This is a genomic window from Haloferax gibbonsii, from assembly GCF_001190965.1.
Lineage (GTDB): Archaea > Halobacteriota > Halobacteria > Halobacteriales > Haloferacaceae > Haloferax > Haloferax gibbonsii.
In genome coordinates this window covers 229487-245111 of sequence record NZ_CP011948.1, presented here as the reverse complement: position 1 = coordinate 245111, position 15625 = coordinate 229487, and the positions used below count along the sequence as shown (strand labels likewise).

Below are 15625 nucleotides of genomic sequence, written 5' to 3'. Positions count from 1 at the left end.
CGAGGCCGCGATGCAACCGATTCGATTCGAACGCGGAACAGAACTGTCCGACGAGCGATTCGGGAGCGGCGCGCCGCTTCTGTGCTGTCACGGCGGGATGGCACCGCCGGCGTACTGGGACGCGGTCGTCCCGCACCTCGACGGCTACGAGGTCGTCGTCCCGGAGCGACCCGGCTTCGGCACCTGTCTGGACGACGTCGAGACGACGCCCGCCGAGGCGGTGCTGGAGCGCGAGGTCGAGTACGTCCGGGAAGCCGTCGACGAGATTCGCGAGGCGACCGGACGCGACCCGGCGCTGTTCGGTCACTCCTTCGGCGCGCTCACGGCTCTCGAAGCGGCGACCGACGCGCGGGTGGCCGCCGTCGCCGCCTACGAGCCGGCGGTGCTCCCGGAGGCGTACCGGAGAGAGGCGGACCTCTCGGAGCGCATGGCCGCGCTCGTCGAGGTGGGAGAACGGCGCGAGGCGGTCAAACGCTACGTCGAGCAGGTGCTCCACCCCGACGGCATCGACGACCTCGACGCGTGGCTCGACGAGTGGCCCGTCTGGCCCGACTGCGTGGCCCTCGCCGAGGAGGTCGTCCGGATGAACCGCGCCGTCGAACGCTACCGGCTTCCGGCCCGCCTGGACGTTGACGCACCCACCGTGGTCATGGCCGGCACCGGCGGCCCCGACTTCCTCCGCGAGAGCGCCCGAAACGTCCACGACTCCCTGCCGACCAGTCGGTTCGTCGAGTTCGACGCGCTCGGTCACGGCGGCCCCGGCGACGACCCCGAGCGGGTCGCGGCCGCGGTCGATTCGTTCCTCCGTGACCGGGCCAGTCACGCGTGAAAACGTCGATTACACGGGTACAGGTGTAATCGCGATCTCAGAGATACGAGCCGTCTCGCGCTCGTTTGCGACCGAATCGCGGGTCGGAGACCGGACGCGCGAGACGACCTGTCAACCCAACATTCTTTGCTCGGTGCGGAGACGTGGTCGGTATGGCAGCCCTCCAAGCCATCGGCACAGCCGCCGGCTCTCTCAGACGGAACCCGATACTGTTCGTCGTCGCCGCGGCGTTCAGCCTCATCCAACTCCCGTCGCTGTTCGCGCAGGCGGTCAGCCCGCTCATCGGAAGCATCGTCTCGCTGGGATTCAGCGGCCTCACCGTGTTCGTCGTCCCGTTCTTCCTCGGTGGCGTCCTCGGCATGGCCAACGAGGCCATCGACGGTCACACCTCGCTCGGGACGCTCGTCAACGAGGGGAAGTCGCACTACGTCTCGCTGCTCGCGGTCTACTTCAGCCTGCTCGCGGTCAACCTCGTGTTGGCGTTCATCGGCGTCTTCGCCTCGCTGTTCTTTGGCCTCCTCCTCATCGGGAGCGGCAGCCAACCGGGGACCGCCACGCTCGCGGTTCTGGCCGTCATCGTCCTCGCCGTGACCCTCACCTACCTCGCCGTGGTGTTCGTCATGCAGTTCTTCGGTCACGCCATCGTTATCGACGACCTCGGCGCGGTCGACGGCGTCAAGCGCAGCATCTCGTGCGTCAGGAACAACCTCGTGTCGGTCTTCGGCTACTCCGTCATCGTCGGACTCGGCGGCCTCCTCGCCGGCGTGGTCGGCGGCGTGGCCTCGCTCCTACTCACCCCGTCGCTCCAGCATCAGGGGGCCGCGGTGGCCGGGTCGGAAACCGGCGCGACCGCCGCGTCGGCGTTTTCGAGCCTTCCGACCGTCGGCGTCGTCGGCATGGTCGCCATCGCGGTCGGCCTTGTCCTCGTCAGCGGTCTCACCGGCGGCTTCTTCGCCGCGTACTCGACCGCGTTCTATCGGTCGATTCGCCCGGCGAACCCCGAGGGAGTAAACCCCTGACGCCGCCGCGAACCGCCGCCATTTCTGTCGGACGTGTATCAATTCGCAACCGTTAGGCGTCCGGGGGGCGAAACGCGGGCCGTCCCATGCCCTCCACCAACGCGGACGCGGACGTCGCCGTCGAAGCGACCGACCTCAGGAAGTCCTACGGCTCCGAGGTCGCGCTCGACGGCGTTTCGCTGTCGATTCCGAGCGGAACGGTGTACGGATTTCTCGGGCCGAACGGCGCGGGGAAGACGACGACGATGCGCATCCTGACGGGGCTCTCACAGCCCACCTCGGGCTCGGTCCGCATCTGCGGACTCGACGTGAGCGACCGCAGGAAACTCGCGCCGCACGTCGGCTACCTTCCGGAGACGCCGCCGCTGTACGACGAGTTCAGCGCCCGCGAGCAACTCGACTACGTCGCCGACCTCCGCGACATCCCGTCGGAGACCGCCGAGGCGCGCATCGACGACCTGCTCGACCAGTTCGGCCTCGTCGGCGACGCGAACAAGCGCATCGGCACGTACTCGAAGGGGATGAAACAGAAGACCGCGTTCATCCAGAGCGTGCTCCACGAGCCGGACGTGCTGTTTCTCGACGAGCCGACCTCCGGGCTCGACCCCCGCGCGGCGAGACAGATTCGGACCTCCATCGGCGACGTGGCCGACGCGGGGGCGACGGTCTTCCTCTCGACGCACATCCTCCCCGTGGTCGAGGCCGTCGCCGACGAGGTCGGCGTCCTGTTCGACGGTCGCGTCGTCGCCGAGGGGACGCCCGACGAGGTGAAATCGCGCGCCCAGACGGGCGGCGAGGGCTCGCTCGAAGACGCGTTCCTCGCGGTCACGAGCGACGAGACGCAGCTGTCGGGTGTCGCCGACGAATGAGCCTCCGACGAGACGTTCGCCACGGCCTGCGAATCGGGCGCGCCGAGTTCGTGCGGAGCCTCCGGGGGTACGCCTCCGAGACGCGCCGAATCATCGGCCTGCTGTTGCTCTTGCTGTTCTTCGGCGGCAGCCTCCTGTTTTCGCTCCCGGCCGTCTACGTCGTCGGCCGGGGCGCGCAGTCCGTGACCGAGATTCCCTTCTTCGACCTCGTCGCCACCGCGATACCGGTGGGGCTCGCGCTCCTCGCGACGTTCCGAACGCTCGAACGCATCGGCCGCGTCGAAAACGAGTCGCTCGTGCTCACGACGGTTCATCCGCGGGCCGTCGTCATCGGACTCATCACCGCCGAAATCTGTCGAATTGGACTCTGGTTCGGGCTCCCGCTCGCGGTCGTCGCCGCGACGTTCACGGCCGGCCTCGGCGCGCCGTCGCTGTTGCTCACGACGGCCGTCGTCGCGGCCCCGCTGGCGTGCTGTACGACCGTCTGGGGCTACGCGGTCGGCGTCGCCGTGCTCCGCGCGTTCAAGCGCCTTCCCGGCGTCCGACGCACCCTCAAGGTCGTCGGCTTCGTCGCGATGGTCGGGCTCGTCCTCGTCTCGCAGTCGTTCGGGCGGTTGCTGGCCGAGGGGTCGCTCCCGCTCGAGTGGCTGGCGGCGACGCTGACGGTCGGCCCGCTCGCAGACTACCTCGCGCTCGCATTCGTCGGGACTCCACTCGCCCGACCGTTCTCGGCGGCCGCCGTCGTCACCTTCGCGGCCATCGTCGCACTCACGCCCGTCGGCCTTGCCGTCGCCACCCGACAGGCGAGCGCCCTCTGGTTCACCGACCGCGCGACGGGGGGCGACCGAGGCTCGTCGGCGGCAGGCGCGAAGGCGACCGATTCGACCGGCGGCTTCTCGACGCCGAAACCGCTCGCGGGGACGAACGGGGGCCACGTCGCGTGGGGCCTGCTCGTCCGCGGCGTCCGCCACCCCCAGAAGTTCACGCACCTCGTGATGCTGGTGTTCTTCCTCGGCCCGCTCGGGACGACCATCGTCCAGTCTTCGGCCGACGCCCTCGGCCCGCTGCTCGCCGCGAGCGGGGCCGGCCTGGGAACCTACCTCGCGGGCGCGACGTTCGGTCTCAACCCCATCGGCGACGACCGCCCGCAGTTCCCGATGTTGCTGTTGACTCCGACTGCGCCGCGGGAACTGGTTCGCGGTCGCGTGCTCGCCGGCGTGATTCTCGGGGTGCCGGTCGCCGCGGCGCTCCCGCTGGCGACCGTCGCCCTCGGCACGTCGCCGCTGTCGGCGGTCGGCTTCGCGCTCGTCGGCGTGTTCATGTGCGTCGCCGCCGCGGCCTTCGCGGTCGGCATCGGCGCGGCGTACCCGATATACGAGGAACGTGAGTTCTGGGGCGCGACGACCGTCGTCCCCTCGACGCTCGTGCTGATGGCGTTCATGCTCGTCGTCGGCCCCGGCACCGTCATCGGCCTCGTCGCCACGTGGTTCGGCGTCACCGGGCACCTCTCCGCGACGCCGCTTCTCGCCGCCGGGCTCGGGCTGTACCTCCTCGTGACCGTCGGCGTCTCCTACGGTTCGTACCGGTACGCGGTTCGACGGTACCGGACGTACACGTTCGAGTGACGGCGAGCGCGTCGTGAGGTGTGAACTCGGCGTCGCGTCGGCAACCGCGGCGACGGCCCGCTGGCCTCAGTCGGCTACGCGGAACACGCCGGGGGCACGTCCCATTCCGGCGAAGTAAATCTCGGAACCGCGGACCGACAGGCCGCCAGTAGGCCGCGCGTCGAGCGCCTTCGACCACAGTACCTCGCTGGACGCCGCCGAGACGGCCGAGAGGTGGTCGTCGCTCGCCACGAACCGGGTGTCGCCGGCGACGACCGGCGGGCGGGCGAACGTATCCGCATCGAGCGACAGCGTCCACTTCGTCGCGCCGTCGGCGGCGTCGAACGCGGCGAGACTCCCCCGCGAGGACTGGACGTGAAGCGTGTCGTCCGCGACGGCTGTCTGCGGGCTTCCGTTCTCCGGGAGCGGGACCGACGCCCGCCACTGCGTCGACCCGTCTTCGAGGGCGAGGGCGAGCACGTTCCCGCGGTGAGCGCTGTAGTAGAGATGGGCGTCGTCCACCGTGAGCGGGACGGCGCTCTGCGGGAGGACCTCGCGTCGCCACCGCTCCTCGCCGGTCGCGGCGTCGAGCGCGGCGACGCCGGTCTGCTCGTGGTCGACGCCGATTGGCGTGTAGACGACGCCGTCGCGGGCGGCGAGACCGGGCGAGGCCCTGCCGGCGTCGTAGCTCCATCGCTCCTCTCCGGTCGCGGGGTCGCGCCCGAAGACGGTCGAACCGCCGCCGTCGACGAGCGTTTCCGCGGCGAGCACCGGCGCGTTCGCGGGAGTCCCGTACCCGCCCTCGCTCGTCCGCCAGCACCGCTCGCCGGTCCGGGCGTCGTAGGCCGCGACGAACTCCGCGGTCGAGACGAACATCGCGTCGCCGGCGAGCGTGGGCGTGGACTTCCCGTAGGCGTAGTCGACGGTCCACGCGTCGTCGGAGTCCGCGGGAGCGGTCTCGGCGTCGAGGTCGAGCGCGCGATACACGCCGTCCTCGCCGTCCCCGTCGCTGTAGCCGAGCACGCCGCGGGCGTCGGCGACCGCGACTGAGGTGGCGAGCGCCGCGTCGCCGGACGCGATTCGCTCGACGCCCGCGTCCGCCGAGGGGCCGGGGTCGGTCGTGTAACCGGTGTTGGCGAAGTCGCGCTGGTAGGTCGGCCACGCGCCCGTCACGTCGCCGACGGGCGCGTCGCGTCGGTAGTCGCGCTCGACGTCGAGGGTGCTGAACGCGCGGGCGACACAGCCTGAGAGCGACGCGAGGGCGGTCGCGCCGCCGGCCGCGAGGACGGCTCTGCGCGTGTGCATGTTGGAGGGCATACATGTCTGTGTCCCGTCGCTACCGTACTAACAGTTGTCCCTGGAACGACAGCGAAAAGGAGAGAGTAACGACGCAGCTTACCGGCCCTCGACGAGCGCGTCGACCGGGTTGTCGAGGGCGAAATCGACGTTCTCGGACGGGTCGTCGGTCCGCGCTTCGAGGTCCGAGACGACCGATTCGGCGCGGTGTCGGAACGCGCGGAGCGTCTGTCTGCCCTCCTCCGTGAGTTCGAGGTAGCGGCGGGTGCCGCGCTGGGTGACGGTGACGTAGCCCTGATGTTCGAGCGTCGCGGTGACGCGGTTGTCGAGGACGTTGTAGTCACCGGTGACGGGTTCGTAGTCGGCGGCCTCGCCGTCGACGCGGCCGCGCATGAACTCGAGGCCGTAGCGGGCCGCCTCGGTGATGAGCGTCTTCTTCTTCGCGTGTTTGGCGTCGGTGTCGTGGGCCTCGATGATGGCGAGCGCGGCGACCTGGTCGGGGGAGGGCGAGTCGATTTGGTAGGTCGTCAGGAGCGACGCCTGCGCGAAGCCCTCGGTGACCGGCGCGTCGAGGCCGTGCGGCCGGACCTCGGGGTCGACGACGTACGGTTCGGCGTCGGTGCGTTCGTCCATGCAGGCCATCGTCGCGCCGACGGCCGCGCGCTTTGTGCCGGCGGTGACGTTGACGCGGACGAAGTCGTCGGGGTGCCAGTCGGCGATGGTCGTAATCGCGCCCATCACCTCGTACATGTCGAAGAGGTCGAGGTACTCGACGTCAGGCGGGGTGCCGACCACGTCGGCGATGCGGTCGACGACCGCGTCGTGGTAGGTCGGGCGCTCGACCGCGGGGTCCTCGTGTTCGAGGAGGTAGACCTTGTCCGGCCGGTCGTCCTCGATGGGGCCGACGATGCGGTCGTGTTCGCGCCACAGGGGGACGATGTGAACGCGGAGGTGTCGTTTCATCTGTCACTCTCGGCCACGACTTCCCGCGTCGAAAGTCATTCGGTTGGGAGATTCTCCCGTGAGCGAACGATAGAGCGCCCAGGAACGCCGAATCGAGAGCGATACACGCTATTCATGCTACTCACGTAACTTACGGTAGTTACCGAGGAACCGCCAATGTGGGTTGCCGACTACGAATAGTTGCCGCCGGCCGCGCTCCAACGGACCGGCGGTTGCGACCCGCCGACGGCGGCGCGACCACCGGTCCCCGGTCGCGTCCCCGCGGCGGACCCCGCGTCGGCGGACGACCCCCCGGAACCCTCGTTCGGTGCGCTCGGGGCGTCGGCCAGTCCGCCGACCACGCGCCCTCCAGCCCCCCTCGCTTCGGCCCTCCACCGCCGGCCGACGCCCCGACAGCACCGTCTTTTCTTTCTCCGAACCTCACTCGTCGCCCGACGAGCGCGCCGCTCTCGACCCGCGACAGCCGCGCAGAAAAGAAATCGAGTGTCCGCACCGCGGCTCACTCGGGTCAGTCCGGTTCAGTTCGGCCCGCCCCGGTCCGGCCCGGTTCAGATGTCGAACACGTCGAGACCGGTCCGCTCGTCGAGGTGGTGGGTCAGCGGCGTCTCGCCGAGGTGGATGACGACCTCGAACGTCCCGGAGACGCGCGCGCCGGAACAGTGGCCGCCGAGCGTCTCGAAGTCGCGCGTGCCGACCTGAATGTGCGTGTGAATCTTGTCGGGGCCGATGTTGCCGAGGAAGCTCGTCACCTCGAACTGGCCCGTGAACTCCTCTTCGAGGTACTCCTGGTCGCCCACGTCGTAGTGGCCGAGCGTAACGGAGTCGACCGCGCCGATACCCGTGAGAAAGCCGTGTTCGATGTCGAACTCGTCGCGCACCGTCGCGAGCGAGTCGAGGACCTGTTCGCCGGGGTCCAGCCTGACGACGACCGTGTCGTCTTCTTTGACGTAGTCCATGGTTGTGCCCGAGCGTCCGGTACAGCGGCGGCGGCGTAATATGTTTTGAAAGGCTCAACGTTGCGGGACGAACGGGGTTCCAAATTGTTTGACTTCTAGATAGTCACAAGAACAGTCGATTCACACGTATGTTAGTCGGGTCTCGTTCTCGACTCCCCGCCCGCCCACTGTCACATCAAATCGATGACCGCGGGCCAATCTTCCCATTCGCCAGTATCCCCAGTTGCCGGCCCGTGATAGACGGCTTGTCCCCCTAATAGACGGATTCGGTCGGCGGAGTGGTCGTCGAAGTCACGGATGACCGCGGACACGACAACCAATCCGACCGCGCTCGTCCGGTCGTCATCTCGGACGCACAGAAAGTGGAGGGAATCCGGCACAGAGGCGAAGTAACGCGTTTTTCGCCGGGCAGCGTTATCGCGACCGACGGGCGAGGCGTGTCGAACCGACGGAGAGACCGACCGACGGCGAATCGCCCGAAGGTATTCGGACGAGCGACAGTAGTTCTGGTATTTGATATATGTTTGTTTTCGATATATTTGGCGACCAACTCGGTTCGGCCCGGCGCAACTCGGCACTGTCCGTGACCGCGGTCGGCCGGCGCGTCACCGGAGCATCGACCCGCCGTCGACCGTCAGCACCGTGCCCGTCACGTAGCCCGCGCCGTCGCAGAGGAACGCGACCACGTCGGCGACCTCCTCGGGCGTCCCGATGCGTTCGAGCGGGAGGTCGGCGGCGTACTCGGCGAGCGCCTCCTCGGTCCAGAGGTTCGACTCGGTGAGAAGCGGCGTCTCGACGAGCCCCGGCGCGACGCAGTTGACGCGCACCTCGGGGCCGAGCTGTTTCGCCAGCCCCTTCGTGAGCCCGAAGACGCCCGCCTTCGACGAGGAGTAGTGGACGCCGCCGGTGGCACTCCCGCGGAGGCCGGCGACGCTCGACACGTTGACGATGGCACCCTCGCCGCGCTCGACCATGGCCGGCGCGACGGCGCGGGCGACGACGTACTGCCCCTTGAGGTTCACGTCGAGGACGCGGTCCCACTCGTCCGGGTCGAGGTCCGCGAGAGAGACGGCCCGCGAGATGCCCGCGTTGTTCACGAGCGCCGCCACGTCGGCGACCGATTCGACCGCCGCCACCGCGTCCGCGACCGCGTCGGGGTCGCGAACGTCGACGGCGAACTCGTGGACGCGCTCGTCGTCCCAGTCGGTCTCGCCGGTCTCGATATCGAAGCAAGCGACGTAGTCGTAGTCCGCTCGGAGTCGCTCGACGACCGCCCGCCCGATACCGCTGGACGCGCCGGTCACGACTGCCGCGCGCTGATTGTCCGTCATGTGGTTCGGGAGGGCGCGAACCGTAGTACGTGTTGGGGTGGCGGCGAGCGGTACTGTCGGGGTGCCGACGAGCGGTACTGTCGGAGCCGAGCGCGGTGCGAACGACGCGGTCGAGGCGAATAACGCGGTGAGTGGAGTGGTAACTGTTTTCGTGGTCGCGCGTGAGCCGTTCGTATGCAGTTCGCAGTCAACGTTCCGACCAGCGCCGGCGACTCCGTTCACTCCCAGTTGGCGTTCTGCGACGAGATTTCGTGGGACGCGCAGGTCGAGTTCGCCGTGGCGATGGAGAACCTCGGCTTCGACGGCGTCGCCGTCCCCGACCACGTCATGACCGGCAGCGGCCCGACGACGGAGTGTTTCGTCACGCTGGCCGCCATCGCCCGCGAGACCGAGGACGTGTACCTCTACCCGAAGACGGTGAACAACCACTTCCGAAACCCCGCGCTCCTCGCCAAGCAGGCCGCGACGCTCGACGCCGTGAGCGACGGACGGCTGAAACTCGGCATGGGTGCCGGCTGGAAGGAGAGCGAGGCGCGGGCCTACGGCTACGACTGGCCGGACGCCCCGACTCGCCTCCGGATGCTCGAGGAGTCGATTCGGATGCTCAAGCGCCTGTGGACCGAGGAGACGGTCAGCTTCGACGGCGACTACTACACCCTCGACGAGGCGATGTGTCAGCCGCATCCCGTCCGAGACCCGCATCCGCCCATCATGGTCGGCGGCGGCGGCGAGTCGTTCACGCTCCGAATCACCGCCCAGTACGCCGATTCGTGGAACTTCTGGGGGCCGCCGGAGGTGATGCAACACAAACTGGACGTGCTGGAACGCCACTGCGAGGGCTACGGCCGGTCGTTCGAGGAGATAGAGCGCTCGTGGTTCGCGCGGTGTCTGCTCCGCGAGGACGAGGCGGAACTCGACGCCCTGCTCGACGAGCACTTCCCGCGGTTCAAACCCGAGAACGTCGCCGACAGCGAGTACCCGCTCGTCGGCACGCCGGAGCAGGTCCGCGAGCGACTGGAGACGTTCGACGAGATGGGCTTCGGCGAGGTCGTCGTGGAGTTCGTGGACTTCCCCGAGACCACGAGCGCCGAGCTGTTCGCCGAGCGCGTCGCGCCGGCGTTTCGGTAACCTGCGGGTCGGGAGTCCGCGAATCGACCCGGCTTGGGCCGCGTCCCGCGAGTGCGGCATGGAAACAGCTATCACATCTATTTTCGTACGTCGAAGCGTGACTCACCACAGCGTCTGCCTCACCTTCGACTTCGACGGCGTCTCCTCGTGGATACACTCGTTCGAATCGCCGGACAGCCCGACGAAACTGTCGAGAGGACTCTTCGGCGTCGACGTGGGCGCGCCCCGCGTCCTCGACCTCTTGGACGAGTTCGGCGTCGAGACCACGTGGTTCACGCCGGGCCACACCATCGATAGCTTCCCCGAGGCCGCCGAGGAGGTGTGGAGTCGCGGCCACGACGTCCAACACCACGGCTGGTCCCACACCCGCCCCCGACAGTACGAGTCGCGAGCGGCGGAGTACGACGACGTGAAACGCGGCGTCGAGAGTATCGTCGACCTCACGGGTCGGCGGCCGACCGGCTACCGTTCGCCCTCGTGGGACTTTTCGACCCACACGCTCGGCATCCTCGACGAGCTCGGCTTCGAGTGGGACTCGAGCCAGATGGCGACCGACTTCGAGCCGTACCGCGTCCGCGAGGGGTGGGCCGCGCCCGCCGACGCCCCCTTCGAACGCGGCACCGAGACCGACATCGTCGAGGTGCCCGTCTCGTGGCAGCGCGACGACTTCCCGGCGTTCGCCTTCAACCGCGAGCGGGGCTACGCGAACGAGAAAGCGGTGTTCCGCCAGTGGCGCGAGCAGTTCGACTGGATGGTGGACAACGTCGACGGCGGCGTGTTCGTCCTCACGATGCACCCGCAGGTCATCGGGCAGTCCCACCGGCTCGCCCGGCTCGAATCGTTCGTCGAACACGTCGCCGACGCGCCGGGCGTCGCCTTCGAAACCGTGGACGAAGTCGCCGACCGGTTCGGGTCGGCGTGAGGGCGAGGTAAAGCCGGCGGCGCTTTTTCAGGAGTAGTGGTGACAGCTGACGATACGGTCGAGTTCGTCGGGCGAGTCCAGCGCCGGCACCTCGGAGGTACAGACGCTGGGTTCGACGAACGTCTCGGTCAGGAGCGACGCGGCGTCGCGCCACGCGCCGTCGGCCGCGAGCGAGAGCGCGCGCTCCACGGTCGTACCGGCGTCGCCGGCGGGGAGGCCGTCTGGGAAGTAGGTCGCGCGAGCGTCGTCGGCGACGATATCCGGGGATTCACGCTGGACAGCTCTGACGAACCGGCGCGCGCGGTCCCACTCCTCGTCGCCGAGGTCGAGGTCCTCCGGGGCGACGAGGCTCGGACACCGGGTGTGGAACCGGCAGCCGCTCGGCGGGTGAATCGGCGACGGAACGTCGCCGGACAGCGGGACGGTCTCGCGGGACACCCGCGGGTCGGGCACCGGAATCGACGAGAGGAGCGCCCGCGTGTAGGGGTGTTTCGGCGACTCGAACAGGTCGTCCTTGTCCGCGAGTTCGACCAGTTCGCCGAGGTACATCACGGCCACGCGGTCGCAGACGTGGCGGATGACGCTCAGGTCGTGGCTGATGAAGAGGTACGTCAGCCCGAACTCGTCCTGAAGTTCCTTCATCGTGTTGAGCACCTGCGCCTGCACCGACGCGTCGAGCGCCGAGGTCGGCTCGTCGCAGACGATGAAGTCGGGGTCGACCGAGAGCGCCCGCGCGAGGTTGACCCGCTGGCGCTGGCCGCCCGAGAACTGGTGGGGGTAGCGGTTGTAGTGGTCGGCGTCGAGGCCGACCGTCTCCAGCAGTTCGCGCGCCCGCGCCTCGCGTTCGCCCTCGTAGAGCCCGTGGGCCTGCATCGGCTCCTCGACGATTTCGCCGACGGTCATCCGCGGGTCGAGCGACGCCTGCGGGTCCTGAAAGACGAACTGCATGCGCTTGCGGCGCTTGCGAAGCTCCTCTTTCGACAGTTCGGCGAGGTTCTCCCCGTCGAAGACGATGTCGCCGGAGGTCGGGTCGACCAACCGGAGGAGCGTCCGCGCGAGCGTGGACTTCCCGCAGCCGGACTCGCCGACGAGGCCGAGCGTCTCGCCGGGCAGGATGTCGAACGAGACGCCGTCGACCGCGCGAACGTACTCGCGGTCGACCGAGAAGGGAAGCAGTCCCGCGTCGCGGTCGAACCGGAGGCGGTCGAGGAAGCCGTCGCTCGCGTCGAAGTACTTCCGCAGGTCGCGGACGCTGAGGAGCGGGTCGGCGTCGGGGTCGAACGTTGAACCGGGGCCAGTCTCGGCGGCGTCACCGGTCTCGGCGGAATCCGACTCTGCGGCGGCCGACCCGGAGGCGGACTCGGCGTCGTCGAGCGGGGCGCTCTCCCAGTAGCCCGCCTCGGCGAACGAGTCGTTGCGCAGGCACGCCGCCCGGTGCGGCGCGGCGGCGACTTCGGTGACGGCGGTTCCGTCACCGGCCTGTATCGCCACGTCGCCGTCTCCTTCGCCGCCCTCGTCGACGAGTCGGGCGTCGGGGTGGACGTGTAGACACGCCTCTCGGGCGTGCGGGCACCGCGTGTGGAAGCGACAGCCGCTCGGCGGGTTGATGGCCTCCGGCATGATGCCCTCGATGGGCGACAGGCCGTCCACGTCGCGGTCGGGCCGCGGAATCGACCCGAGAAGCGCCTCGGTGTAGGGGTGTTTCGTGTCGTGAAAGAGGTCGTCGACGGTCGCCTGCTCGACGATTTCGCCGAGGTACATCACGGCGACGCGGTCGCATATCTCGGCGACGACGCCCATGTCGTGGGTGACCCAGACGAACGAGGTGTCGTAGCGGGCCGCGAGGTCCTTCACGAGGTCGAGAATCTGCGCCTCGACGGTCACGTCGAGCGCGGTGGTCGGCTCGTCGGCGACGACGAGGCTCGGTTCGCACGCGAACGCCATCGCGATGAGGACGCGCTGGCGCATCCCGCCGGAGAACTCGTGGGGGTAGTCGTCCATCCGGCGTTCGGCCTCGGGGATGCCGACCTCGCGGAGGCGCTCGACGGCGATGGCCTCGGCCTCGGCCGCCGACACGTCGCGGTTGAGCCCGATAATCTCGCTCAACTGCTCGCCGACGGTGAACACCGGGTTGAGGCTCTCCGTGGGGTCCTGAAATATCATCGCGATTTCGCGGCCCCGGATGCGCTCGCGAATCTCGCGGCTCGACAGCATCTCGGGGTCCTGACGCGGTTCGTCGTCGGGGTCGTCGCCGCGCTCGACGCCGACGAGCAGGTCGTCTTCGAAGCGGACCTCGCCGTTGACGATGACGCCCGGCGAGTCGATGAGGCGCATGATGCTCCGCGCCGCGACGCTCTTTCCGGCGCCGCTCTCGCCGACTAAGCCGAGCACTTCGCCGCGCTGTACCTCGAACGAGATACCGTCGACGGCCCGAACGGTCCCCGCGTCGGTGCGGAAGTGGGTGTGCAGGTCGCGGACGGTGAGTAGCGTATCAGACATTGGTCGTGGAGTGGTGGGGGGCGTCGGTGCGTGAGATGGGTGCCTCTGCAGAACCGCGAGAGCGAGTTCCGACGCCGTCCCGGGAAGGGAGCGATAGTTCGGCGGGCGAGCGAGCGGCGGAGACCGGGCTACTCCCGGCCCCGCGGCGGACGGTCGGTGAGACGTGTGGTCCGTTCATCGTCAGTCGTTCGACCGCGGGTCGATTGCGTCGCGCAGGCCGTCGCCCAGCAGGTTGAAGCCGATGACCGTCGCGAGAATCGCGAGGCCGGGCCAGATACTGAACCACGGGTTGACGATCATGTACTGCCGCGAGTGGGCGAGCATCTGCCCCCACGACGGCGTCGGGGGTTGGACCCCGAACCCGAGGAACGACAGCGACGCGACGATGAGGATGTTCACGCCGACCTGCAGCGTCGATTGGACGAGCACCGGCGCGAAACTGTTCGGGATGATGTGGCGGAAGATGATGTGGCGGTCGCGCACGCCGGCGGCCTTCGCGGCCTCGACGTACTCCATCTCCCGGACGCTCAGCACCTGTGAGCGAATCAGCCGCGTGAACACCGGAATCGTCGTGATGGAGACGCCGACGATGGCGATGCCGAGTTCGCGGCCGAACGCGGACATGATGGCGATGACGAGGATGAGGAACGGAATCGCGTACAGCGATTCGACGAACCGCTGGAGCACGTCGTCCACCCAGCCGCCGTAGTAGCCGGAGACCGCGCCGACGACCGTCCCGATGGTCATCCCGATGCCCGTCGCGATGAGACCCACCTGGACGGCGATGCGGGTGCCGTAGACCAGCCTGACGAGGATGTCGCGGCCGCGGTGGTCCGTCCCGAGCGGATGCGCCCACGACCCCGTCCCGAAGCTGTTTTCGATGCCGACCGGCGGAAGCAGGATGGTGCTTCCCGCCGGGTCGTTCTCCGGGTGGTACCAGAACGTCGCCGCGAACTGGTAGTCGAACAGGTCGGCGTCGATAGTCGTCAACAGCGCGACGAGCGTCACGAGCCCGATGACGTAGAGGCCGACGCGCGACGCCGAGTTGCGCTTGAGCTGTCGGAGCACCTGCGAGGAGCGCGAGACGGCGGAGCGCTCGTCGGCGTCCGCGACGCCGCCCGTGCGGGCCGAGTCGCCGACGGCGGCCGTCGAATCACTCACCGGAACCACCCCCGTAGGAGATGCGCGGGTCGATGACCGCGTACAGCACGTCCACGACGAGCACGCCGAGGACGAACACGATGGCGAAGAATATCGTCGTGCCCATGATGAGCTGGTAGTCCTGCGCCCGGACCGCGGTGATGATGAGGTTCCCCATCCCGTTGATGTTGAAGACCGTCTCGGTCAGCACCGCGCCGCCGAGGGCGGTCGTCATCTGGATGCCGATGACGGTGAGCACCGGCAGTTGCGCGTTCTTGAACGCCTGCCGCCGGAGAATCGTCCGCTCTGAGACGCCGTAGGCGCGGGCGAGTTGGACGTAGTCCTTGTTGAGCACTTCGAGCATCGACGACCGCTCGATGCGCGTGATGGCCGCCATCTGGAGCGTCCCCAGCGTGATGGAGGGGAGTATCAGATGCGACGCCGCAGTCACGAGCACGTCCAGTCTCGACGTCGCCCCGTCGACCGACGCGGGGTCGGCCCACGGCATGATGAGCCCGCTCGGCGGCAGGAGGTCGCCGTAGTACGCGAACACGATGATGAGCAGCAGGCCGACCCAGAAGCTCGGCGTGCTGACGCCGATGAGCGACGTGACGCGGGCGAGGTGGTCGTAGCCGTTGTTACGGTTCTTGGCGGCGAAGATGCCCAGCGGAATTGCGGTGCCGATTGCGAGGGTGAAACTCGACGCGAGGAGCAAGAGCGTCACCGGGAGCCGCTCGAAGATTTTCTCCGTCACCGCGACCCCACCGTAGTGGATGCTCGTCCCGAAGTCGCCCGTCGCGACCGCCGCGAGGTACCTGACGTACCGGACGTACAGCGGTTGGTCGAGGCCGTACTTCGCGCGGGCGGCCTCGATAGCCGCCGCGTCGGCGGCCGGCCCGACGAGGATGCGAACCGGGTCGCCGGGTATCGAGTTGATGAGGACGAACGTGACCGTAACGACGAACAGCATGACCGGAACGATTTGGAGTAATCGCCGTCCGATGTAACCGGTTGTCGTCATGGGTGGAGTGGATGGGGAGTGAGCATATAACGTTTGGTAACTGTTACC

Annotated in this window: 13 protein-coding genes; 6 read left to right on the top strand and 7 right to left on the bottom strand. The window is 68.5% G+C overall.

The genetic code is table 11. The features are described 5' to 3' along the window. The first annotated feature begins 10 nt into the window (after positions 1-10). The 4 genes from ABY42_RS16050 to ABY42_RS16035 all read left to right on the top strand — a co-directional run bounded on the left by ABY42_RS16050 (position 11) and on the right by ABY42_RS16035 (position 4342). The gene (locus ABY42_RS16050) at positions 11-829 is read left to right on the top strand and encodes an alpha/beta fold hydrolase (RefSeq protein ID WP_050460098.1); all 819 of its coding nucleotides are present in this window, start codon (positions 11-13) and stop codon (positions 827-829) included. A 152-nt stretch (positions 830-981) separates the two neighbouring features. After that, entirely contained in the window at positions 982-1848 is an 867-nt protein-coding gene (locus ABY42_RS16045) for a DUF7847 domain-containing protein (RefSeq protein ID WP_050460097.1), read from the top strand. An 86-nt stretch (positions 1849-1934) separates the two neighbouring features. Further along, on the top strand, positions 1935-2717 hold the full coding sequence (locus ABY42_RS16040) for an ABC transporter ATP-binding protein (protein WP_050460096.1): 783 nt from the start codon (positions 1935-1937) through the stop codon (positions 2715-2717). Then, positions 2714-4342, top strand: coding sequence for a hypothetical protein (locus ABY42_RS16035; RefSeq protein ID WP_050460095.1), 1629 nt, complete (start codon positions 2714-2716; stop codon positions 4340-4342). The genes ABY42_RS16040 and ABY42_RS16035 overlap by 4 nt, the downstream gene beginning before the upstream one ends. Before the next feature lie 66 nt (positions 4343-4408). Here the strand turns inward: ABY42_RS16035 and ABY42_RS16030 are convergent, their stop codons facing one another. The 4 genes from ABY42_RS16030 to ABY42_RS16015 all read right to left on the bottom strand — a co-directional run bounded on the left by ABY42_RS16030 (position 4409) and on the right by ABY42_RS16015 (position 8867). Continuing rightward, complete coding sequence (locus ABY42_RS16030; protein WP_050460094.1) at positions 4409-5638, bottom strand: PQQ-binding-like beta-propeller repeat protein; 1230 nt, start codon at positions 5636-5638, stop codon at positions 4409-4411. 78 nt (positions 5639-5716) lie between these two features. After that, the gene (locus ABY42_RS16025) at positions 5717-6580 is read right to left on the bottom strand and encodes an HFX_2341 family transcriptional regulator domain-containing protein (RefSeq protein WP_050460093.1); all 864 of its coding nucleotides are present in this window, start codon (positions 6578-6580) and stop codon (positions 5717-5719) included. Between the two features lie 548 nt (positions 6581-7128). Beyond that, the gene (locus ABY42_RS16020) at positions 7129-7536 is read right to left on the bottom strand and encodes a PPC domain-containing DNA-binding protein (protein ID WP_004971991.1); all 408 of its coding nucleotides are present in this window, start codon (positions 7534-7536) and stop codon (positions 7129-7131) included. Between the two features lie 605 nt (positions 7537-8141). Beyond that, the gene (locus ABY42_RS16015; protein WP_004971995.1) at positions 8142-8867 is read right to left on the bottom strand and encodes an SDR family NAD(P)-dependent oxidoreductase; all 726 of its coding nucleotides are present in this window, start codon (positions 8865-8867) and stop codon (positions 8142-8144) included. A gap of 174 nt (positions 8868-9041) precedes the next feature. Between ABY42_RS16015 and ABY42_RS16010 the strand changes: the two genes are divergently transcribed. Both ABY42_RS16010 and ABY42_RS16005 read left to right on the top strand, forming a co-directional pair. Continuing rightward, entirely contained in the window at positions 9042-9995 is a 954-nt protein-coding gene (locus ABY42_RS16010) for a TIGR03560 family F420-dependent LLM class oxidoreductase (protein ID WP_050460092.1), read from the top strand. A gap of 97 nt (positions 9996-10092) precedes the next feature. Then, positions 10093-10917 (top strand): polysaccharide deacetylase family protein, encoded by an 825-nt coding sequence (locus ABY42_RS16005; RefSeq protein WP_050460091.1) that lies wholly within the window; start codon positions 10093-10095, stop codon positions 10915-10917. Positions 10918-10944: 27 nt separating this feature from the next. Here ABY42_RS16005 and ABY42_RS16000 read toward each other — a convergent pair whose 3' ends face one another. The 3 genes from ABY42_RS16000 to ABY42_RS15990 form a co-directional block, all read right to left on the bottom strand. After that, positions 10945-13416, bottom strand: a complete 2472-nt coding sequence (locus ABY42_RS16000) for a dipeptide ABC transporter ATP-binding protein (RefSeq protein WP_050460090.1) — start codon at positions 13414-13416, stop codon at positions 10945-10947. A 180-nt stretch (positions 13417-13596) separates the two neighbouring features. Next, entirely contained in the window at positions 13597-14577 is a 981-nt protein-coding gene (locus ABY42_RS15995) for an ABC transporter permease (RefSeq protein ID WP_193493815.1), read from the bottom strand. Further along, positions 14570-15577 carry an ABC transporter permease gene (locus ABY42_RS15990; RefSeq protein ID WP_049904907.1) on the bottom strand — a complete coding sequence of 336 codons (1008 nt, stop codon included), beginning with the start codon at positions 15575-15577 and terminating at the stop codon, positions 14570-14572. Before ABY42_RS15990 ends, ABY42_RS15995 begins: the two co-directional genes overlap by 8 nt. Positions 15578-15625 lie beyond the last annotated feature (48 nt).